Origin of the sequence: Stenotrophomonas sp. CC22-02 (assembly GCF_004365115.1) — a bacterium.
Taxonomy (GTDB): Bacteria; Pseudomonadota; Gammaproteobacteria; order Xanthomonadales; family Xanthomonadaceae; genus Stenotrophomonas; species Stenotrophomonas forensis.
Genome location: NZ_SOCO01000001.1, coordinates 1721680 through 1744521, shown reverse-complemented (window position 1 = coordinate 1744521; position 22842 = coordinate 1721680). Strand labels below are relative to the sequence as shown.

Annotated in this window: 16 protein-coding genes; 8 read left to right on the top strand and 8 right to left on the bottom strand. The window is 62.2% G+C overall.

The annotated features are described in order from the left end of the window. Positions 1-1420: 1420 nt before the first annotated feature. The 4 genes from N440_RS08130 to N440_RS08115 all read right to left on the bottom strand — a co-directional run bounded on the left by N440_RS08130 (position 1421) and on the right by N440_RS08115 (position 7231). Positions 1421-2386, bottom strand: coding sequence for a hypothetical protein (locus tag N440_RS08130; protein WP_133934681.1), 966 nt, complete (start codon positions 2384-2386; stop codon positions 1421-1423). Beyond that, on the bottom strand, positions 2383-4272 hold the full coding sequence (locus tag N440_RS08125) for a hypothetical protein (RefSeq protein WP_133934680.1): 1890 nt from the start codon (positions 4270-4272) through the stop codon (positions 2383-2385). Before N440_RS08125 ends, N440_RS08130 begins: the two co-directional genes overlap by 4 nt. Beyond that, positions 4269-4841 (bottom strand): hypothetical protein, encoded by a 573-nt coding sequence (locus tag N440_RS08120; RefSeq protein ID WP_133934679.1) that lies wholly within the window; start codon positions 4839-4841, stop codon positions 4269-4271. Before N440_RS08120 ends, N440_RS08125 begins: the two co-directional genes overlap by 4 nt. A 1463-nt stretch (positions 4842-6304) precedes the next feature. Beyond that, positions 6305-7231, bottom strand: a complete 927-nt coding sequence (locus N440_RS08115) for a hypothetical protein (protein WP_133934678.1) — start codon at positions 7229-7231, stop codon at positions 6305-6307. Positions 7232-7422: 191 nt separating this feature from the next. On the opposite strand from N440_RS08115, the gene N440_RS20340 reads away from it, so the two are divergent. The 3 genes from N440_RS20340 (at position 7423) to N440_RS08105 (ending at position 10214) form a co-directional block, all read left to right on the top strand. Continuing rightward, positions 7423-7575: a hypothetical protein gene (locus N440_RS20340; RefSeq protein WP_162292569.1), complete on the top strand. Its 153-nt coding sequence runs from the start codon at positions 7423-7425 to the stop codon at positions 7573-7575. A gap of 83 nt (positions 7576-7658) precedes the next feature. After that, positions 7659-8369, top strand: coding sequence for a lasso peptide biosynthesis B2 protein (locus N440_RS08110; protein WP_133934677.1), 711 nt, complete (start codon positions 7659-7661; stop codon positions 8367-8369). A gap of 3 nt (positions 8370-8372) precedes the next feature. Beyond that, entirely contained in the window at positions 8373-10214 is a 1842-nt protein-coding gene (locus N440_RS08105) for an asparagine synthase-related protein (protein WP_133934676.1), read from the top strand. Here the strand turns inward: N440_RS08105 and N440_RS08100 are convergent. From N440_RS08100 to N440_RS08085, 4 genes are read right to left on the bottom strand one after another with little or no spacing between them, the layout of a single operon-like run. Continuing rightward, complete coding sequence (locus N440_RS08100) at positions 10211-10921, bottom strand: ATP-binding cassette domain-containing protein (protein ID WP_053449737.1); 711 nt, start codon at positions 10919-10921, stop codon at positions 10211-10213. The two genes, N440_RS08105 and N440_RS08100, sit on opposite strands and share 4 nt — an antisense overlap. Positions 10922-10933: 12 nt before the next feature. After that, positions 10934-12292, bottom strand: coding sequence for an ABC transporter permease subunit (locus tag N440_RS08095; RefSeq protein WP_133934675.1), 1359 nt, complete (start codon positions 12290-12292; stop codon positions 10934-10936). Continuing rightward, on the bottom strand, positions 12289-13752 hold the full coding sequence (locus N440_RS08090; RefSeq protein WP_133934674.1) for a DUF3526 domain-containing protein: 1464 nt from the start codon (positions 13750-13752) through the stop codon (positions 12289-12291). Before N440_RS08090 ends, N440_RS08095 begins: the two co-directional genes overlap by 4 nt. 9 nt (positions 13753-13761) lie before the next feature. After that, positions 13762-16146, bottom strand: a complete 2385-nt coding sequence (locus N440_RS08085; RefSeq protein ID WP_133934673.1) for a TonB-dependent receptor — start codon at positions 16144-16146, stop codon at positions 13762-13764. A 172-nt stretch (positions 16147-16318) separates the two neighbouring features. On the opposite strand from N440_RS08085, the gene N440_RS08080 reads away from it, so the two are divergent. From N440_RS08080 to N440_RS08060, 5 genes are all read left to right on the top strand, one after another. Further along, positions 16319-18022, top strand: coding sequence for an ABC transporter ATP-binding protein (locus N440_RS08080; protein WP_133934672.1), 1704 nt, complete (start codon positions 16319-16321; stop codon positions 18020-18022). Positions 18023-18437: 415 nt separating this feature from the next. Beyond that, positions 18438-20612: a TonB-dependent siderophore receptor gene (locus N440_RS08075; protein WP_133934671.1), complete on the top strand. Its 2175-nt coding sequence runs from the start codon at positions 18438-18440 to the stop codon at positions 20610-20612. A gap of 58 nt (positions 20613-20670) precedes the next feature. Further along, positions 20671-20964: a hypothetical protein gene (locus N440_RS08070; RefSeq protein ID WP_133934670.1), complete on the top strand. Its 294-nt coding sequence runs from the start codon at positions 20671-20673 to the stop codon at positions 20962-20964. Then, positions 20951-21250: a hypothetical protein gene (locus N440_RS08065; protein ID WP_133934669.1), complete on the top strand. Its 300-nt coding sequence runs from the start codon at positions 20951-20953 to the stop codon at positions 21248-21250. Before N440_RS08070 ends, N440_RS08065 begins: the two co-directional genes overlap by 14 nt. A gap of 11 nt (positions 21251-21261) precedes the next feature. Beyond that, complete coding sequence (locus N440_RS08060; RefSeq protein WP_133934668.1) at positions 21262-22839, top strand: PepSY-associated TM helix domain-containing protein; 1578 nt, start codon at positions 21262-21264, stop codon at positions 22837-22839. Positions 22840-22842: the final 3 nt, after the last annotated feature.

The following is a 22842-nucleotide window of genomic DNA, read 5'->3' as shown; positions in this document are numbered from 1 at the left end:
AGGGCAGATGCCGACAATTGGCGCCTCCGGAGATTCGATGCAGACAATTCTGCATCTCAACCAACTTAGTGAGAGGCGGTCCAAGTTTGGCAGGGAAGGGCCATCCATCCACTACACCTGGCCGCGGTCTCTGTTTCGCTCCTTGCCGGCGCATCCCAGCCACGCCAGAGTCAGAATGCACGAGCTCCTTCTATGTCTGATCATGACCACTGGGCGGATCAGTGCGGCCTCATCATCAGTAACAGAGCCGTCAAGCCGGCCGAGCAAGTGAAGGGCGGAGCACGCGAAGCCGCGGCCCAGCACCCGCTCGTATGCTCGCGCGAAGGCTGCGATCGAAGGGTTGTCAGGGGAGAGGATGGACGTTGCCTGGGCGATCTCCCTTAGCACCGCCTGTGTGGGCCGACCTAGTACACGGCCGTCCAGGAACAGCTGCTCGCGGACCCTGTAGGCGGGGAGCAAGACAATCGAGGCGCGGGAGAATGGCCGCCCACCTTCAGAGGTCCCAGGCAAGCCTAGGCAGGCTCGCTCACGTGCCGAGAAGCTCGACTCGCGGAACTTTGCCGCAACTGAAGCCGTCACCCGCGCCATCGGTCTTTCAAACGCCTGAGGAAGCTCAAGAAAGAAGTCACGACCCGGTCCCATGGACGGGGCAAGGCGCGAGAACTCTGCCTTCTGAGAACGTGCTTCGACGGATTCGCCATGACGTACGGTAGACGTTCTGACGAGCACATCCGACGAGGCCTGGTGCGGTCGGTACCAGGGGTAGGCCCTGCCGCGGAACAGGACTGCCGCCTCCTCGGCGGACGCCAGATCATCCCCCACCCCGACAAGGGTTCGCCGAACTCGACTGGCCCCGGCCCAGCGCAGGTATCGCTTGATCCAGCTGGCACGAAGGGCCTCGATCTTACCTTCTTCGTCAATGGTGTTCCGGCTCGAAACCGGGTCATGCCCGCATGGACAAAGCAGGGGAGAGGCATCGGAGCGAAAGCCATGCCATAGGGGCCTGGAGCAATGCTCGCACTCGGATCTGAGGGGTTGCGAGTGCCACGGACACCGGTTGACCCAAGGCATCTGGAACAACATCGAGTGATACCCAGTTTTCATGCACTCAGTGCACCCTGACAGGTACGGACGCCAGTGCATCGCAGAACCGCTGAATACTTGCCAAGCAGTTGGCTGCCACAGTGGGGCGAGGATAGATGCAGCAGGAACTCTTGTCGCAATCGAAGTTCTGGCCTTTGCGGAGAGACAGAGCTGACGACACAAATCCTCGCTGTACCTTGGGCGGATGCCCAACGCAGCATGTCCATCACTGCAATAAAGGCTATTGAATCTCAGCGTCTGAACAACGAATCCGAACGGAGATATGCCAGTGATCCACGCTGGTGGTAGGTGGGCTACGGCTCTGACTTCGCTGCCGCTATCCATTGAAGCCTCCATCTGCTGTGAAAGTCAGCGCTCCCGATTCGCCATCAAAAGCAGCAAGATCTGAGAAGGCAACCGACATTTCAATGTCACTGGATGTGACCTCTTTGAAGCCACTTCTGCAGATCACTCTGGTCGCCAAGTAATACGCAATGAGGCGCATAGCCTTTAGAGGCCACTCATCTTGACCGGAGTGCCCGGCGGCAGCACGAAAGCTGCAGCCGGCATTCCAGATCTGCTCACTGAAATGCCGTAAGCGAAAGTCCCCGTCGTAGAGCTCTGGCGCGAGGCTCCTGGGCAAGGTAACCCCGGCCCCTGGGCTAACATCTACCTCGTCCTCGAAGCGCTCCAAGAACGTCTCAACGTCTAAGGCACCTCGGATGCCATGCAGGCGGTGGTAGCGGGTCAAGAAGCGTCCACGGACCTGAGGCGTGACCGTGGTTCTATTGATCTCCTCGCGCCGACTTGAGGTGTGATTGTCCTGAAACAAGAAGATGACAAAGAGTGAGATACCTTTCTTCTCCAGCGCGTTGTCTATCGTGATGAAGTGTTGAAAGGCGGCTTGCTCCAGCAGGTTTGCATCATCGGCAATAAAGAATAGCGATCCGCCGCCCGCCGACCTAAGCATCAGATCAACGGTATTCACGATCCTCTCGATCTTGCGATCAGCAGACTGGTGCGAAATCACCTGTGAACCAAGCTGTGAAATGAACCAGTCTAGGAATGCGGACTCTCCAGGACCAAGCACGCGGAGGTTTGCCTGCCTGGCCACGTACTTATACTCGGTCCATTCGGTATTAGCGCAGATGAATTGCGCGAGGGTACTTTTCCCAAACCGTGTGAGCGAATGAAAGCCGATACCGCGGTAGTCCACCTCAAGTGCAGAGATGATCTTGGTGAGCGCATCTTCCATACCTAGGGTCGGGATGATGGGCTCTCCTTTGTAGTTGAACGTGGTCATTTCTTTGCCCCTTTCCTTCCCAGGTTGACCCGGCCGGTGATGGGTACGAACAAGTCCTCTGCAGGCATTCGCTGTTGGGCGATCTCGGCCACAGACAGTGCCACTTCCTGAGCCACCGGAACGGCCTCACATGGCGCATCGAGATCCCGCCAGTGTCGCGTTGCTGCAAGCGCAGCGCCGTGCTCTGAGCTGAAGGTCTTTTTTACATGCTTCCTGTACGCGATAACCGCGTCTTCTGCACCGTTGATCTCGAAGCCATCTGTTTGGCTTCGGCGCTGGATCAAGCGTCTAAGCGCGATGCTATGCGGTGAGCGGCCCCAGGGCCGGAGCGCCCTGAGGACTACGAACAGCTCTCCTGACTCGGTGTATAGATACAAGAACCTTCCATCGTGGATGTCGACTTCTGCCGCGAAAGTCTGGCCTAACAAGTCCCACCTGTTCTTCATGGAGGCAGATCTATACCTAGCGTGTTCATATTGCGCATAGGGCTGACGCCCTTCACGCCGATCTCCCCGAATGGTTACGGTGAAATTGTGCTTGGAAAGTGACCGAGCCCGTTCTTCGTGATCCTTTGTAGCGAACAGCCATCCGCCAGAGGCGGCAAACGACTGTAGTGCCTGCACTGGCGCGCGATTCTGGAGCGTGTTAATCGGCGATATGTTCGAAGCCGAGATCGTGACATCCATGAGATCTTCGAGCGCCGTTGGCTGTAGTGGGAAGTCCTCGAACTTGTAGCCATTCGTTCTGGTCGCTTCTGATAGCTCACCCGCTGGCCGGAATCCACCCGGCAGCTTTCGAATCACCGCTTCTTCTATACGCTTGTTCCAAGCCTCCAGATGGCCACGTGTCTCAGGAACATGGCCATACCCAAAGTGGATAACACCCATCAGCTCGGATGCCATCCGCACCCTATTGACCCGCAACTTGTGAGCCATTGCATTGTCTACACTCGTAATTGCCCCCGTCGCGACAAATCCAATGGCGGACGAGGATCCGATGCACGCCCCTGGCTCATAGTTCATGGAGGGCGCAACAAGGTCACGAACGAGCCACTCCCTCAAGCTATCCGCGCATGCCGCGTTGAACTCGGTTCCGTTGTAATTGGTGGCGAACGAAAGCCTCCAGCTGCAGCAGAGCCTCAGTAACGCGAAGTAGCCGACTATCAGCCAGGTCTTTGGGACCGTTTGGAAGAACGGGTTTCCGTCAGCGTCCTCGCCTTCAACATTGAACTTCGTGTCCAGTGCGTGCCCATCGAACTGCACCCAATCCCCCATCTGAAGTGCAAACACCTCGTTCAGCTGGCTGGCGAGTGTTGCATCCTCTATATCGAAGCCATCATCTACAAACAGAGAACCTTGACGCAGTCGTTTCAGGTACTGCAGGATGCTTCTCCTCGCGCACGACTTATCGTTTGCTGGATAGCGATCAGCCGGAACCGACTTGTGCACAGTCTTCTTCAGTGATTTGAAGAAGCGATCAAACTTGGGGCTGCGCTCATTTCTCGAAGGCAGTGGGCCAGCGTAGCTGATGAGCAGCTCTTTGAACTCTGGGAGTTTTCTTAGGAACGCATTGAATGCTCCCGGTCCTGCGGCAACAGGAAAGTCTTCGGCAACCCTTTCGCTGGCATTCCGTACCTTGTAGGGTAAGCAGGCGCGCCAACCCCAAGGCCGCCCATCCGGCGAAGTTTGCTGTGCATTTCGAATTGTCAATGCAAGCGTCTTCGCGTTGAGTCCGTGACGTTTCGCAGCTGAGGCAATTGACGAACCGGCGGCGACGGAGTGAACTGCCTCAACGCGAGTCTCGTAGGACTTTAGCTGTCCTGCCGTCAACCCTTTGGGACTAACAGCATCCCAGGACAGTAAGTCTTCGCGACTTACCCCGCTCATTGGGCTGCTCCCAGCGAAACTGATGACGACGTCCGGAGCCTCTCATTGAAGTTGATCTCAAGATCGCCACGATGCACAAGAAGACATGTCGCACTGCGAATATCACGCCAGTCGAACGTTGTTCGAAGGCTTGTCTCGATTGCATGGAATGAGCTCACGGGATTCTTTCTCATGTGGGTCATCACCGCCTCAACAAAGACAGTGACTCCTCGCGATCGTCTCGCTGCCTGGACGTAGGGCAACAGTTCCAGTCGCGTTGCATTGGCCACCCGCGACGCCAAAATGGACTGGACCTTCCGAATCACCAGGTTCAGGCCCGCACGCTGTGAAGCTTCCAATAGCTCAGAGCAGAACTGCTGCTCGGCGCGAAGTGCCGGAACGCTCGCGACGGCCTGCCTTCGGAATACGATGAAGCTCTCGGCGCCAGATTTCCTGGAGACCCAGAAGCAGAGCTCAATCATGCGGTCACGCACCAGTAGAGTACGAGGGCGCTCGACATAAGCTGCGACGCTAGGGTCAAATTCCAGGTCCAGCGCCAAGGCCAAGCGACATGGCTCGACGACGGTCACTAGGCGGTGATCATTCCTTGGTGAGTGGTAGTTGTACGTGTCCAGTCTCGTGTATTCAGCACGTGCAAGCGGCCGGGGTGCATACGCCTGCGTGCTCAGTAAGGGCGAGCCACCCAACGCAGCAGTTGGCAGGCTGGGAGGGCTATTCATGACGCTCCTCCCGCTGAGTGGGCAGCTGGTGGTCAGCACGGGACCCAGCAGCCGAAGAAGCGACACAGGTTCGGCACCTTGACTGATCGTTAGTGGGCGCGCACTGGGCGCTGCGATGATTGCCATCGCTCGCGACAGTCACTACCGAATGTTGGCGCGAGATGCAGCTCGGAATGATCACGAGCCGATTTCGATGGCCACAGCAAGCAGTCCCAGAAGTGCTGGTGCGGCGTGGGCTGCGATAGTTGCCCCGGCTGGTGTCGAAAGCTCCCGGGTAGGTTGCTCCTAAGGACATTGTTTTCTCCGGCTGAAGTGCTCTTTGGAGCCATGCCGCGAAGAAAGGGGCCGATCAGGTCGAAACCTTCCCGCACGGCGGCAGCTGCCGCCGTGTGTGAAAGCAATGACCGTCTGGCCGTCCATCACTGGCGGCTTGACTTTGCGGAGGAAATGCCGGAGCCTAAACTCACTGACGTCTAGTGCTTTCAACCTCTCGCTCTATCGAGAGGCAAATGCCCCCGCTGGAACGGGGGCATTTCCATTTCCGGGGTTCAGAGAGGCGGTGTCAGCTCATATTTGGGTAAACCTGACGGGTTGAAGGGCAATTAGCCCCCGGATGATGCCTTCGCGGAACCGACGAAGGCCGCTACATCGACAGTGTCAGCGAACCATCCACGTCGCCTGGGCAACAGAAACATCTGGAAGGGCAGAGACCCCCGTGCACGCGCCTTAGCTAGGGACGCAGTGTTCTTGTAACCCAGAACCCGTGCCGTCTGAGCAGCAGAGAGGACGGCACCGAAGGTACGCAGGTATTTCGTCTCGAGCGAGTCTTCGGACATGTGCCGTGCTCAGTCGCGGTCAGGCGCGCACTGTCGCGCACCGCCGACTCTACCTGTGCGTGCCATCGCCTGCAATAGGCCTAAAGCATTGATTGCAATAGAATAAATTGCGAAAAATTTGCCACGTAGATACTTTGTAATTGCCCTTACACAGACTTAGAAATTGCACTAACTCGGCTTTCCGATGGCCCCGCTCAGCCATTGACCTCATCAAGTAGCGACCAACAGCCACAGCCTGCAGTGAGGGGGATGTCACGGCCGTGGGTGTTCCACGATGCCAGGGCGAACGCGCGTTTTTAGGACTGCGCCATCCTTCAACGTGCCGATAAGGGCGCGTTATCGTGGGAGCGCGGATAGCCGCCATCCTCTCGAGACTGAGGCTGGTGACGGGGACCATCCATTGGTTGACGCCCATCTTGGCAGGGGCATCAACCCCGCTTCTAACAGCATGGTTTCTTTGATCTGAAGCGGTAATCGCTAGAGAGAGGGAACCGTGATCCTCTGCAAATCCAGCTTGGCCCTGAGCGCATAGTGCTTGCGTGTGACCGGCACGGTGCAGGTCAGGCTCGGATCCAGGTAATCCTTAAACATCGGCGGTCGCGAAGCGCCCAGATAGAACTGCCGATCCTGCTTGACCGCTGCTGGCAACAGTACGTCGGACAGATCGCTGTCGGACGCATCGGTCACCAGGCAGGGGGCATAGCGGAAGCCGAGCCTGCGCAGCAGGTACAGACGGTGCGAGCCATTGGTCAGAATGATCCGGCGGCCAATGCGCGTTGCGCTGATGAGGTTGTCGCTGAAACCGAGATAGATGACAAGGGCGTGGCTGGCCGCGCCGAACGGCTCGTAATCGGCGATGCAGCGAGGGTCGATCGCCGCCACGTCCAGAAACCTCAGGTCGTTGGACGCAGAGGCGAATGTGTAGCTGCCATCGGACTGGGTAAAGCGCACATCCGGATGTGCATGGCGTCCACTTCGCGCCACCAGCTCCATGATCTCCCGTGCATCGGGTGACGCGGCCGTGGCCGCCGCCAGCTGATCGATGTGGCGCAGGTTGATGCACTCCTGGAAGACCACCAGCCGATCGATCTCCACCATCTGCCAGCAGCGGGACACCACGCTCGTCATGCGGTGCATCGAGGGCTGGCGGAGGGCCTGCTCCGCCAATGGCTGCATCTCTTCGGGCAGGGCAAGGGCGTCCATGGCATCGGCGGCGTCTGCTTCGTCCTGATGAAGGCGACGCACTAGGGCGCGGGCGTTCCGCCATTCCTCCACCAGCGTCGCTTCATCAAAGCGTCCTGGCGGGCAACGCTCCCTGACGAAGCGGATGAATTTCGGCAGCGGAAACAGGCCCTTCAGCAGAAGGGTGGGATCAAGGCCATCGTCATTGATGTCGGTGGGCATCCATCTCGCTCTCGTGGGAGTCGCTGCAGCGACGTCCGATCCGGTCGGCCGTCACACCAAAATAATATGTTATATCGTAACATTTGCGTGCCTTGGCGGCAATCGTGCTGAACAACGCAGGGCGACGCCGGCTTGGCCGCTGTGCATCCACTGCATTGCGTGGGTGCACCCACTAACTAGAGGAGATGTTCATGAACGAACTGATTGAGCTGGGCGTAGTGGCTGGAGAGCAGAATCACGAAGACCAGGGTGAACTGATCGAGCTGGGCTCGGTGGTTTCCGAAACGAAGGCGCACAACCACGGCACGTTGTGGGATGGCGTCTTCCCGACCACCTCACCCTGATCCATCGCACCATGCATGACCTGCGGTGCATGCCCCCGCATGCACCGCTCTGATGCCTGCAGCAGCATGAGATCACGCTCGCGATGGACCAGCCTGAAGCTCCATACTTCCTTTCGAAGCACGCGCATGTCTGTGTGACCGGTGACGCGATGGTCATTCTTGACCAGGCCTCCGGCAGCTATCTCTCCATCGATCGGCGCTGGGCGGCGGGGCTTGGCGGCGTGGTGCAGGACTGGCCCCTGGCCTCCGACGGAGTGCCCAGGCCGAGGATGCTCCAGTCGCTGATTGATCGGCGCCTGATCACCCAGGATCCGCTGCGCGGAAAATCCGCAGCAAGCGCCGCAATCGCGTTGCCCCGGCACTGGGTGCGCGAGGGCGAGTCCCGGGGATGTCCACCGATCACTGCCCGCGATGTGCGCCGCTTCTTAGCCTCGGTCACGCGTGCGGCATGCAGCAGGATGTTCCTGCCTTTCAGCTACACGGTTTCGGCAGCGCGCCGGCGTGGTCAGGCATCCACGCCGGGCGAGGTGGACCTGCAGCAGTTGGCCCTCCTGGTTCGGGTATTCGATTGGCTGCGACCGATCGCCTTCAGGAAGACCGATGAGTGCTTCCTGTACTGCCTGGCCATGCGCGAGTTCCTGGGGTCGTACGGCATCGTTCCCGCGTGGGTGTTCGCGGTGCGGACCCAGCCGTTTGCGGCGCATTGCTGGTTGCAGCACGGCGACCGTGTCCTGACCGACATCCCTTTCAACCTGCGCCGGATGACGCCCATCCTGGTGCTGCAGCCGGCCTGATCCATGTACCGATATGTCGCTGTGTTCTGGAACGATCATTCCGAATCTGCCCGTGCGCAGGCGCTGCAGGCCATGGAACGGATCGAGGTGGGCCGCCCCGGAATCGCATGCGTGATGAATGGCAGTGGCGGTGCCATCTATGCCCAGACTGACAATCCTGGCTACTTCGAGTACAGCCAGTCCGGCCCGCTGGTAGTACTCGGCAAGCTGTTCCACAAGGTGTTCGGCGCCGATACCGTTCCTGCCCAGGTAGTTCCCGATGCTGCGGCGGGCACGACCGCCTGCAGTACGCAGGGCAGGAGCCTAGTGGAGCAGTACTGGGGGCGCTACGTGGCCTTGGGCTACCAGCCGGATACCGCCAGCTGGTTCGTGCTGCGCGACCCGACGGCGGAGATTCCGTGCTACATGACCACGGTCGATCAGCTGACGGTGGTCTTTTCGAACATGGAAGACTGCCTGCTTCTGGGATTGGGTGACTTCAACGTCGACTGGTCGTTCCTGTCCTATTCGCTGCTGTTCCCGTTCCGTGATGGCCTTCAGACAGGATTCGAGGAGGTCGTCGCCCTGGAGGCGGGCGAGGCGGTGACTATCCGCGATGGCCAGCCGGTTGGCCGGCACTATCAATGGGACGTGGTGCGGCAGGCCAGTGAAGCGCCCATCGAAGATCTGGAGGAGGCCGTGCAGCTGGCACGTGCAACGTTGCTGGGCTGCATCGGTGCGCTGGCGAGCCAGCATCGATGCATCCAGCTTCAGCTGTCCGGCGGGCTGGACTCCTCCATTGTCCTCGCCGGCCTGCTGCATGCGCCCTCCGCACCGGAAGTGAAGTGCGTCCATCACTACGATGCCGGCATTGGTGCCGATGAGCGCATGTTCGCGCGCATGGCCATTGCCGGTGCCCGTGAATCCTCGGGACGAAGCTGCGAGTTCGTCGAGTACCAGCGGCAGCCGCACTGCTCGCTGGAAGAGATCATGGACTTCCCGCGAACCGCTCGTCCTGCACATTGCTCGGGCTACCTGCTGCATCGGCGCGACGTGGATTTCGACGCAGATACGGTGCAGTTCACCGGTGTCGGCGGCGATGCGGTCTTCCTGCGCTTCAAGGGCAATGCCGCTGCCATCGATTACGCGTGGCGACGGGGGATCGACCGCGACTTCTTCCGTGTTGCGTTCGAAACCGCGCAGTCGGGCGATTCGCTGTTCGGGGTATTCAAGGATGCCTTCGTCCATGGCGTGCTGAAGAGGCCAGGCAGCATCAATGGCCGCTGGGGCAACCCGTGCGAATGGGTGAAAGTGGATGCTTCTGAACAGGATGGCACGCCGCCTGCCTGGTGGCGGCATGCACGTGCACAGGGGCACAGGCTCTCCCCGCACAAGCTGGCTCACATCGGGCGCATGATCTTCCCGACCAGTGTGCTCGATCCGTTCGAGGGCGCAGGGCGCTGGCACGGGGTGTCACCGCTCAGCGCACAGCCTGTGGTCGAACTCTTTGCCCGTCTGCCGCTGCACCTGCTGATGGCCGGCGCGGAGGACAGGACGATCGCGCGTCGTGCACTGCAGGGCCTGCTGCCGCAGGCCCTGCTCTCGCGCAAGGTGAAGTGCTACCTGGACGATCACTCGGTCGCCGTCACCCAGCGGCATCAGCAGTTCATCAGGGGCCTGCTGGTGGACGGCCTGCTGGCGCGGCGCGGCTACATCGACAGCGCATCGGCCGACGCGGGTATCCGCAGGGTCAGCCCGGATCACTCATCCCAGGTGCTGGGTATCTTCGGCCCCCAGGTCAACATCGAAGCCTGGCTCAGGCGTTGGATGGGCCGACCCGGCGTGCCTGCGGTCGGCGTGGCCTAGGCGCTCCGGCTCATTTCCTCAAGGTATAGGCTCTCAAGATCATTGGCGGTGATCGTGCTGGCATCCAGCGTCCTGCGCAGCCTGCCGGCCTGCATCAATCCGATGGTCGTCGCCACTTCGCGGGCACGGAACAGATCGTGGGTGGCCATCAGGATCGCCGTGCCGCGGTCACGCTGGCGCACGATCAACTCATGGAACTCGGCCGAAGCGGTCGGGTCCAGGCCGGACGTCGGTTCATCAAGGAGCAACGCCCCGGCTTCCTTGATGATGGCCAGCGCGATGCCCACCTTCTGGCGCATGCCCTTGGAGTAGAACCCGACGCGCCGCCCGAATGCCTCCGGCGCCAGCCCGGCGGACCTGAGCGCGTCCTTCAGCCGTGCGGGCGAACGTTGCTCCACCGCAGCCAGCCGCGCGAAGTAATCCAGGTTTTCATAGCCGGTCAGTTCGTCATACAGCGCCACGTTCTCCGGGATGTACAACAGGCGCCGGCGCACCTGCTGTGGCCGCTGCCAGGCACTGAGCCCATCAACCTCGGCGGATCCGGAGGTAGGTTCAAGAAAGCCCAGGAACAGCTTGATCGTTGTCGACTTGCCGGCCCCGTTTGCGCCCAGCAGGCAGAAGATCTCGCCGGGGCGCACCGTGAAGCTCACATCATCCAGCGCCCGATGCGTGCCGTGTTCCTTGACCAGATGCGTTGCAGTCAGCATGTGTGATGTACCTCAGGGAGTGCCCAGCCGACGCCGCAGCAACCCGGCCGCGATCAGCAGTAGCAGGGTGGCCACGGCCAGCGCGGCCAGGTCGATCAGTACACCGCGTTGCAGGGCACCCGCTGTTTCCTGGAATTCGAAACGGGGCAGGGCGTCATACTCGGCCAGCGTCTGTGGCATGTCACGGTCCAGATAGTCCTTGTGCAGTTGCCGACGTGCCTGCCAGTAGGCGAGAACCTGCTGCTGGAACGCAAGCGCCCGGTCGGCGTCCGACCCGGCGAGGCGATCCAGTGCATCCTGCACTGCTACCGACGGCAGCAGCAGGCGCACCCGGTCCAGTGACTGGCGCCGCGCATCCTCTGCCTCTGCATGCGCGGCGATCAAGGGGGCGATGACCTGATCGGCCTGGACAAGATCGGCATAGGCCACGCGTGCGGCATCGGCAATGCGCGGCGCTGGCGAACGCGTGGCGGGCGGCTCTGCCGCGTGGCGCAGCTGCTGCTGGCGGGCAGTGTCGGCCAGCTGCGCCTTCAGCGCGGTTGCCAGCTGCATCTGTGAGGGCGGCGGAACCATCAGGTTCACCGCTGCCAGCACCAGCGACGGGGCCATGACCACGATCAGCAGCCACAGTGCGCCGGCGGCGATGGCGGCCTCGGTGGTGCGCCGGGCGAAACAGCCGATAAGCACTGCCAGCGCCAGCCAGAAGCTGCCGTAGGCGAGCACGATCAGGGCAAGCACGACCAGGCCGGAAGGGCTTGTTGCACCCGACCCAGCGGTAACGGCAACGATGATGGCCAGTGCAGGCAGCAGCACGATAGCGCCGCGGGCCGATGCCTTCACCGCGATCAGTCGCCCTGCCGCGATGGGCTGTGACAAGACCAACGCTGTGATGCCGCGTTCGCGTTCGCGCGACCAGAGGTCGAAGGTGGCCGCCAGGATGACCAAGGGCAGCAGGAACACAACGACGAAGGCCAGGTCGAATCGGCCAGCGGCCTGCACGGCGGGATTGCCGATGTCGGACCAAACATGCCTGAGCAGCCGGGTACGGTCACCCAGCGCAACCACGTCGGCGGTATAGGGGTAGGCTTCGGCCTGTCCAATCGACAATGCCGCCATCGGGGCGGGAGGGAGCACCGGCTGGACCCGGGGCAGTACCGACGGCGCCTTGCCAACGAACCCCCGGCTGCGCTCCCTGGCATCCTGTTCTTCCGCGTGGATCAAGCCGATGGCAGCCTCGCGCTGCCCCACCCATGCACTGCCATTCCAGGCTGCATAGGCCGCCAGCACCACCAGCAGGCCAAGCAGCACTGGCAAGGCCCGGTCACGCAGCAGACGACGGATCTCATGCCCTGCGATCGACAGGCTGCTCATGGGGCACTTCCGAGATGCCGCGCTGACGTAAGCACCAGCCCCAGCGCCAGCAGCACCCAGGTCAGCAGAATGGCGACGTTCACCAACTGTGCCGCGGCGATCTGGCCCAGCGACGGCTGCCGTGGGCTGTACACCACGGAGCGGGTAAGGGTCGCAATATCGGCTAGATGCTTGCTGCCGTTCACTGCCTTGTGCTGTTTCACTTCCAGGTTGAGTGCCTGGATCAGCCGGTAACGATAGTCTTCGACGCCCCGCAGGAAGGCCAGATGTGCAGGGAAATCGGTGCGGGCCAGTGCCCGTGACGCGGCCTGCAGCGCGAGGGTGGGGGACAACCCCGCGAAGGCGCGTTGCGTGGTTTCCTGCCGCTGGTAGGCGGTGTAGATGCGTTCGAAGTGGCGATTGTAAGTCTCGCTGGAATTCGCTTCAGCGAACTCCAGCGCCACACCGCGGAAATTGACCGGGAGATCGTCCACGTCGCTCACTTGGTAGCGTGCAAGCATCTCTGCTCTGAGCGCGTCCAGTCGCTTGTCCGCTGGGTCGTGGCCATCGGCGCCGTTCTCCGCGTCCTCGGTGACCGCCGCCCGGAACGCGGGTGCAGTAGGCGTGGGATCCAGCGATTCGGCCAGTGCGGGGGCCACCCGTGGCGCGAGCAGGGTGGCCACCACCCAGAAGCCGAGCAGCACCACCAGGGACGTGCGTGCTGCGCTGAAGCGCGCCGAGACGCCGATGGTGATGGCGCAGAACACCAGGAGATAAAGCGCGTACGCCGCGACCATCGCAACGAGCGCGATGATGTCGGCCGTGCCGAGGATGTGTCCGCCCATTCCCGGAAGGCTGACCGCCAGCAGGGCAAGGACCAGCAGCAGCGACGCCGTCGCCAACGCGATCAGCCGGCCACCGATCAGCACATGGGCCGATGCGCCACTGCCGAGCTCCTGGCGGAGGGTTTCGCGGGCAACATCGCCGGAGAGGCTGCCGAATCCGGCAAGGATGATCAGCAGGGGCGCCACGACCTGCAGCGTCCATGCTGCGGAAAAGCCATCGAAGCGGCTGAGCGCGGCGCCGGCGTCGATGGGGCGGTGCCGGGCCGGGTTCTGCGCATGGCCTTCAATGAATACCGACGTGCCAACGAAATCCGAGATGCCCGGGTCAAGCGCCGCCAGCGGCCGCACAGGCGCGGGAATGGCGCGGCCGACGTGCGCGGCGGCATGCGGATCGATCATGCCCTGGCTGTCCCACAGCCCTGCCTCCTGCTCCGCTACGATCTGGCGCTCCTGGGCCTGCTGGGCCAGCCGTGCTGCCCCCGTGGTAACCGACGCCCCCGCAAGCAGCAGCAGGGTCAGCGCGAGCCACAACAGGCGCCGCTCGCGCCACATCAGCTTCAGCTGGGTCGTGGCAACGGTCAGGGTCTGGCGCAGGGCCGATGCGGATCTGGAGAAGGCGGGGGAGGCATCGCTCATGGCGGGGTCCTACCAGCGATGGGTCAACGTCATGGACAGGAAGCGGCCAAGCGCCGTTGCATTGGTCGGGTCGAAACCGGTGTTGATGCTGTTGACGATGAACGGCGGGTTCCTGTCGAACAGGTTCTGCACGTTGAAGGCCAGCGAGGTGCCCTGTCCGGCGCCGGCAGAGTCGCTGAAGTCATACCTGAGATTGAGGTCGACCGTTGTCCACGAGCTGACGTGGGGGTCGGCCCGGTTGGCGGGATCGCGATAGCTGTCCACGTAGTTCACGAACAGCCCACCGGCGACCTGCCGGTGGCTCATGGCGAGGCCACCGCGCACCTTCAGGTCGACCGGGAAGTACACCGTGTTCACCGCGTCGACCTCGGGCGAGGTGGCGGTCACGCGGCGCTTGGAATCGATGATGTACTGGCCGGCAAGGTTCAACGCAAAGCGGGTCTGGCCAGCGTCGAAGTCGTAGGAGGCATTGAAATCGACGCCGCGTTGGGAAGTGAACGCGTTGTTGCGGAAGCGGTTGTCGAGGATGACCTCGCTGCTGGTTTCATCGGTACCTGGCGCCAGGGCATAAGGGCCTGCCCGCGATACGAACAGGCCCAGGCCGGAGGCGCCGAGCTGGCGTGCCTGCTGGATCTGCTGCGGCGTCGGGTTGACGGTCAGCAGGTCCGCATAGGGCGCGGTGGACTGCAGGAACAGCGACGGGAAGCTGCCACCGAAGCCGCTGCCGATCCGGTCGGCATACTCGATGTGATAGTAGTTCGCGTCAACCTTGAAGCCCGGCAGTGATGGGGGCGCGAACGAGAAGCCTCCCGTCCAGGTCTTGGCACGTTCAGGCCCCAGATCCGGGTTGCCGTTGGAGAGCATCATCAGCACCGTGCTTCCGCTGGCCGCGCTCGGGTTGGGTACCTTGGCCACCACCACGGTGTTGTTCAGCTGCATGTCCTGGTAGACCGGCGCACGATAGGAGCGGCCGTAGCTGGTGCGGAATGAAAGTCCTTCCGTCGCCTCCCACAGCAGGCCCAGCTTGGGATTGAGGGTGGAGCCGAAATCGCTGTAGTTGTCGTAGCGTGCGGCCGCAGTCAGTGACAAGCGACGAACGCCAGGCGTGTCTGCGAGCAGCGGAACATTGAGCTCAGCAAAGGCGGAGCGGATCGTGCGCTGCAGATCCACCGGCTTCTCGAGGCCGCGGTGGTCGAGCAGTTCATAGCCATCTCGGCGGTAGCCCGCACCGAATGCCGCGCGCACTCCGCCGGCCGGGAGATTGAACAGCTCGCCGTCGGCAATCACTTCCAGATAGCGCGATTCGGAATTCGTATCCGTCGGCGGTGCGGTGCTGACCGAACTGCCCGAGATGGTGGTTCTCTCGTAGGAGACGTCGCTCCTGCCGAATCCGGAATTCAGGCGTGCCTGCCACTGGCGCGGAAGCTCAAGGGTAAGGCCGGCGAACACATCGAACTGCCGCGTATGCGGGAACAGGCGGGTTTCGTCGGCGGTTCCGGAAATGGTGGTGTCCATCTCGCGCCTGGCAAAGGAGCCGGTCAGGTTGAGCGTCAGCACATCGCTGAGTTCCTGCTCGCCATCCAGGTACAGGCTGTGCCGCTTCGATCCGGGATAGATGTCGTAAGGCCTGACTGTAACGTTCCGGGAAAAGTCCTTGTCTACCGCAGCGAGGTGGGCCTGCTTCAGGAACTCGTAGCTGGCCATCAGATGGCCCCCCTCCCAGGACCAGCCGGCGGACTGTGATGCCTGGTACTCGTCCATGTTGCCGCGGGTGACGCTGCCATATCGGAGCGAGGTCTCATAGCCGGTGAAATCCCGGCGCAAAACGATGTTGACCACACCGCCGACGGCGTCGGTGCCGTAGATGGCAGAGGCACCATCGGTAAGGATCTCCACGCGCTCGATGGCACTCAGCGGAATCAGCGAGATGTCGACGTACTGATAGCGGTTCGAGGAGGTCACACGGTGGCCGTTGATCAGCGTCAGCGTGGTGCCCGTTCCGAGGCCGCGCAGGTTGATGGCAGTGCCCTGGCCGAAGTTGTTGCCGGTGTCGCGGTCGACGCCGAGGTTGCCGACATTGGCGCCGTTGGCGCCGCCACCGAAGTTCTGCGGCAGCTTCTCGAAGAGCTGCTGCAACGAGGGCACCCCGCTTCGATCAATGGCCTCCCGGTCGATCACGATGACCGGGGAGGCACCGCCGCCAATGGCGTCGCGGATGTTGCTGCCAATGACCATCACCTTGTCCAGCGTGGCGGTTTCGGATCGCCGGTCGACCTGGGCATGGCTGGCGGGAGCGCCGGCGTCCTGCGCCATTGCCGGAGCGTTGAGCTGGAGTGCGGCGGCCAAGCTGGCGACCACCAGCGCCGCCGGCCTGGCGGTGGATGCGTTGTTCATGCCCCGGTCCATCGATCTCATCGGATGTTGGTCTGCGGCACGAGCCATCGCGCCCTCAATGGCGATGTTATATCATATCATTCAGGGTGCGCGACGCTTCTTGCGGTGGCGAGAGGCGAGGGCAGGCGCACCGCCACACGGGAGTTACTGCACCAATGCCTGACCGACGCTGATGAGAACGTTCGCGCTGCCACCGCCGGTCACCGAGATCCTTGCCGCGTACTGGAAGGCTGACCGCAGGCTGCTACTGTTGATCGCCGCTACCGTCGTGCTTTCCAGCTTGGCCACGGTGGCAGCGCCGTATCTGTTCTCGCGCCTGATCGACCGCATCAGCGCGGAAGACCTGCGTGAACTGGCGGCATGGTTCCTGCTCTACGCGGTGATGCTCGGTGCCGCCAGCATCCTGCAGAACACCGTGCAGTACCTGTCGTTCCTCAGTGGCGAGAACCTGGGTTTCATCACCAGCACCCGCTATTTCGCGCGCCTGCTGAAGAAGACCCACAGCTTCTTCCTGGATTACAACGCAGCCGAACTGCAGGTGGCCGGCGAAAAGGGGCGCAATGCCCTGAAGATCGTGGTGCAGCTCGGCCTGGTGGTGTTCATTCCCAGTGCACTGCAGATCCTGCTGACCTTGGTCACATTGGGAGCGCTGATCAACCTGCAGGTGGTGGTCATCGTGCTGGGCTATGGTTCTGTTGCCATCACGCTTTCGGCCATCGCCACCCGCCGCGCGCGGATCCATCGTGAATCGGCGCTCGAGGCAGGCCAGCAGAATGCGCGCTTCGTAGGCAATGCGATGAACGCAATGGAGACGCTGCGGCAGTTCGGCGGCAGCACTTGGATGATCCAGCGCTTCGAGCAGAAGGCCCAGGAGGTCCGCGACAGCTGGCGCGCTTACGTGCTGCAGCGGATCGGCTTCATCGCGCTGCTGGGCATCTGCTTGGCGGTCGAGTTCATCGTCACCTTCGCACTGCTGCTCCCGCGCTACCAGAGCAGCCACCTGAGCGTCGGCGATATCGTGCTGTTCAACCTGCTCTTGCTGCAGCTCAACATGCCCTTTGAAATGATCGCGCGCTCGATCGATGACGTCGCCCGTTCCTGGACCCTGCTGACGCCGTTGTCGGCGCTGTGGGCGGCAGCCGAAGAACGGCAGGCCGAGAACGTCGGCCGATTCCACGGAGAATGCGGCCGGATCGAGTTCCAGCATGTCAGCCATCACTACGGCAATGGCCGCGGCGTCCATGATGCGTCCTTCCACGCCGGGCGCGGCGGCATCAACTTCCTGATGGGTGAGACCGGGGCAGGGAAGTCGACGCTGTTCAAGCTCGCACTGAAGTCGATCGAGCCCCAGGCCGGCCGGATCTTGATAGATGGCACCGACTTGGCCCAGATCGAACGTGCCGCCTGGCATGCCGCCGTCGCGGTGGTTCCCCAGGATGTCATCCTCCTCAACGAGAGCTTGGCTGACAATATTCTGCTGGGGCGCCCCCGCGACGATGCCCGGTTGCGCCTCGCCACCCACAGGGCATCGATCCTGGCGTTGATCGACGCGCTGCCCGAGGGCTTTGAAACCACGGTGGGCGAGCGCGGGCTGAAACTCTCCGGCGGCGAACGGCAGCGCATCGCCATCGCGCGTGCGCTCTATGGCGAGCCTGCGATCCTGCTTCTGGATGAAGCCAGTTCGGCGCTGGACGAGGCGACGGAGCGCGAGATCATTGCTTACATTCGCGAATTGGCCAAGGAGGTGACTGTGCTGGCCATCACCCATCGATGGAGCGTTGTGACCGCAGCCGATCAGGTCATCGACCTTGCCGGTGATCGAAACCAAACTTCGTCGGAGGATTGCGCCGTGAAGCAAAGCTCCAATCGCAAATGACTCTCTATACACCGTGTGACCGTGCCCTGCTGGTGGGTGTAAGGACGTCCCTTTCGGTCTTGGCAAGTTCACTGCTGGGGTTCGTGTTGTTGGTTGCCGTTGCAGTCGGCGTCTTCAGCAGCCCACTGTTGGGGCAGTGTTGGGAAGGTGTGGGCTGATTCTGGCGGCGGGGATTGCCCTGGTGGGATTGCCCTGGTGGGGTTGCTGGTGGCGGTGCTGCGGACAGCGCGAGGGCGCTCCCAAAGGAAAAGGCGCCTGCGGTTGCTAGTGCGAACGATTTGCATTTGCTATTATTTAACGCGAAATTAACGCCGCCGCAGCTGCCGCCTAGGGCGCACTTCCTACCGTAGGCCCACAAATGAACAAGATCGCCACTACTTCCCGCGCCCCGAAGCGCTCTCTGTTGTCCGTGTCCATGGCCCTGATGCTGGCCGTCCCGCTGGCCGGTCACGCTGAAGCACCACCCTCGCCAGAAGTCCCCGATGGCAGCGCCACCACACTCGATGCGGTGCGGGTCAACGCTTATCGCACAACTACCCACACTTCCGGCGCAACCAAGACCGACACGCCGGTTGCGGAGATGGCCAAGTCGGTCTCGGTCATTGCCCGCGAGGAGCTTGATGCCCGCGGTGTGCAGAACCTCAACGAGGCGATGCGCTACGTAGCTGGTGTTGTCCTGGAGAGCGGCGGCATCGACAACCGTGTGGACGACTTCCGTATCCGTGGCTTCGATGCCGGCAGCTGGAGCAACAATGTCACCATCGATGGCATGCGTGCGCCACAGGGCGGTCAGTGGAACCGCACCATGGTGGACAGCTGGAACCTGGACCGGGTCGAGGTTTTGAAAGGCCCCTCGGCCGTCATGTATGGACAGGTGGCTCCGGGTGGCATGGTCAACCAGGTCAGCAAGACCCCAACACCCGATCAGCAACAGGTGCTGCAATTGGGTCTGGATGGAAACGGTCAGTACAGCAGCGCGTTCGACCTGGGCGCGGCATCGGACGACAAGCGTCACCTCGGGCGCCTGGTAGGCCTGTATCGCGACGGTGACACCCAGATCAAGCACACCCAGCAGCAGCACTGGTTCCTGGCCCCCAGCTATACCTTCCAGATGGCCGAGCGCACGCGACTGACGGTACTGGGCCTCTATCAGCGCGATGACGGCGGCTCGACCTACCAGTTCCTGCCGATGGACGGCACGCTCAGGGCCACCCCCTATGGACGCATGAAGAACACGACCTTCATTGGCGAACCGAACTGGAACACTTACGACCGCACGATCTGGACGGCCGGCTGGCTGTTCGAACATGCCTTCAACGAGAACTGGACCCTGAGCCAGGGTGCCCGCCGCACCAACGTGGAATCGACCTTCCGCACCGTGGTGACCAATGGTGGCCTGAACCCGGATGGCCGCACGCAGAAGCGCCGTGCCACCTGGGGCGAGGGAGACTCTCAGGGCGACACCATCGACACCCGCGTTACCGGCAAGTTCCAGACCGGCTCGGCTGAACATACGCTGCTGGTGGGCGTGGACTGGCAGAAGGCCGATTGGGATGCGGCACGCGGGGCGATGCGTGATCCGGCGCCGATCGACATCTTCAATCCGGTCTACACCGGCTATGTCCCGGTCACCAACAGCATCAGCTACTCGGGAGGCGTCAACCGCCAGACCGGTGCCTACCTGCAGGATCAGATCGCGCTGGACAAGTGGCGATTCACCGTGGGTGGCCGTTACGACTGGACCAAGGACGACACCTGGACGCAGTCGTACACCGTGGCCACGGATCGCTACGGAGCACGCGCGCCGAGCCGCGTCAAGAACGAGGCCTTCAGCGGCAACGCGGGCATCCTGTTCGTGGCTGACAATGGCCTGACGCCGTATCTGAGCTATGCCGAGTCGTTCCAGCCGGCAGGCAGCACAGCTACACAGTCTTTCGACCGGACCCCGTTCGACCCGATCACCGGCAAGCAGTGGGAAGTGGGCGTGAAGTATCAGCCATCTGGATTCGATGGCCTGATCACGCTTTCGGCCTACGATCTGCGCCAGCAGAACATCCTGACCAACGACCCTGATCCCAGCCACAACACCTGCGGCACGACCGGCTCCAGCCAGTGCCAGGTGCAGGACGGCGAAGGCCGCGTGCGCGGCGTAGAGCTGGAAGGCCGCATCACCCCGCTCGATGGCTTCAGCGTGATCGGCGCCGCATCGTGGATGGACTCGGAAGTCACCAGGAGCAACAACGGCTATCAGGGCAAGCAGCTGGCGATGGTTCCGGACTGGACCGCTGCGCTGTGGGGTGACTACACCTTCCAGGGCGGGGCACTCGCAGGTCTGAGCCTTGCCGCAGGCGTCCGCTACAACGGCGAAAGCTACGGTGACAGCGCCAACGTCTACCTGATTCCGTCCTACACGATGTGGGATGCAGCTATCCGTTATGACGTCGGTGCGATCGGGAGTGTGGGCACGCAGTTCGCACTGAACGTCAGCAACCTGACCGACAAGCGATTCGTGACCACGTGCAGCGGTGTCTCCTCATGCTTCTTCGGCACAGGACGCACCGTCACGGCCACCGCCCGGTTCACCTGGTAACCCTTCTGCCCCGTGACCGGCCAGCCAGGTCACGGGGCCTCCAAATGAGACTTCCAGAATGTCGGTCGTGATGGCAGTGCTGGCTTCAGCCGCGGGTGTGGTCGGGGCGTGGCTGTTCTATCTGGCGTCACCGAAGCAGCAGTGGCGGCGCGCCGGACCCTGGCCTGTCCGTGGGAAATGGATTCCCGGCAGCACCTTGTCGCTGGTCTCGCTGGCCATGTTTCTGTCCTTGATGGGAAGCGGTGCGGCCTTCTTCACCTGGCTGACGATTCTGATGCTGGTCTGGTCGGCCGCGCCCTTCCTGGGCGTCTGGCGCGCTCGACAGCGTGGAGGTGCCCATGGCCGGCCCTGACAAGCTGCAGAGCCGACACTGGTTCGGGAAGACATGTGCCGGTGTACTGCTGGGCTTTGGGCTCTCCCTGGCCCTGTCCGGCGTGTTCGCGTGGTTCGGACCCGGCGGCATTGATGGCGGGGGCGGCAAGGCCCAGTTCAATATGTGGCTGGTCGCGCTGCTGTGGGCGCCGATCCTGTCATTTGTTTTCCTTTTTCGTAGCAGCGCAAGCGCCTGGCTGTGGCTCGGTGCTGCCAACGTGGTCGCCTTTGGCGCGCTCTGGCTGGCGCGCAGCCATCTGGGCTGACTGGACCTCACATGAAGATCCGCAACGACATCATCAAGGTCTACAAGGACGTGCACATCTGGGTCGGCATCTTTGCTGGCCTGATGCTGTTCGTTGCCTTCTATGCCGGCTCGATCACCATGTTCGAGAAGCCGTTGGAGCGATGGGCAACACCCCCGTCTGCGCTGTCTGCGCCGGTCCCAATGGAACGTGCACCTGAACTGCTGGCCGCGGTGCTCAAGGCGCATCCCGAGGCGGCGAAGAACTACAGCGTGATGGTGCAGACGTCGCCTGAAGCGCCTGCCCGCGTGATCTGGCGAGTACGTGGCGACAAGCCACGGCAGTTCACGGAGTTTGGCGCAAGCTTTGACGAGAAGGGCCACCTCCAGGTGGAGCAGCTGCGAAAGGCACCGGTGGCGCAGCTTGTCGACACCTTGCATCAGTTCGTCGGCCTGCCGTTCCCCGATGCGATTTCACGCCCCATCATGGGCATCATTGCGCTGATGTATGCCGTGGCACTGATCTCCGGCGTCATCGTGCTGTTGCCGACGTTGGTGAAAGACTTCTTCGCCGTGAGGGTAGGCAAGAACATCAAGCGCATGTGGCTGGATGTGCACAACGCGCTGGGCATTGTCAGCCTGCCGTTCCACCTGATCATGGCCGTAACCTGCGTGGTATTCGCGTTCCACGATCAGATCTACGACATCCAGGACAAGGTGGTTTATCCCAACGGCATCCAATGGGGCGAAGAGCACGATACCGAGCCCGCTCCGGACGCCCAGCCTCTGTCTGCTCCTGCACTACTGGAAAAGGTAAAGGCACAGCTGCCAGGTTTTGAGGTCTACAGCCTGGGTTTCCAGCAGAAGGGCAGTGTGGTCGAGGGGCGTGTCACCGGCCTGGATATCCGTTACGGGACCCGTGCCCGCACCTACATGAGTACCCACCTCAATCCGTACACTGGCGTAGTGGACACACATGACCTGCCAGGACACATGGGCGGCTGGGATACGGCGGTCAATGCCTTCTTCATGCTGCACTTCGGCAGCTTTGGCGGGAACCCCGTGCGCTGGATGTACCTGCTCCTGGGGCTTGGCGGTGCGATCGTGTTCTACACCGGCAACCTGCTGTGGATCGAGTCACGACGCAAGAAGCAGCGCGATGCCAACCTTCCCGAGCAGAAGCGATCCACCCGTGTACTGGGATCGCTGACCATCGGGGTGTCCCTGGGCTGTGTTATCGGCATATCGGCAACACTGGCAGCTACCAAGTGGCTGCCTGGGCTGGTTGCCAATGTCCCGGCATGGCACGAAGGCATCTACTATGCGGCCTTCCTGCTGGCAGTGGCCTGGGCATTCCTGCGTGGGGCCGCGCGCTCCGCTTATGAGCTGCTGTACGTTGGCGCAGTAGCGACGGCACTGATCCCGGTCGGCAGCCTTGCGGCGTTGGCTGGCGTCCCCGGCACCTGGAACCATTCAAGTGCCGGGGTGGCCGTGGACGCGACCGCAATTGTCGCTGCTGCCATTTTCTGGCAACTGGCGAGGCAATCCAGGAAGCGCGCAAAGGTCGGCCACAAGGACAGTGTCTGGGCCATCGAAGGGAATTCTCCCTAGGGC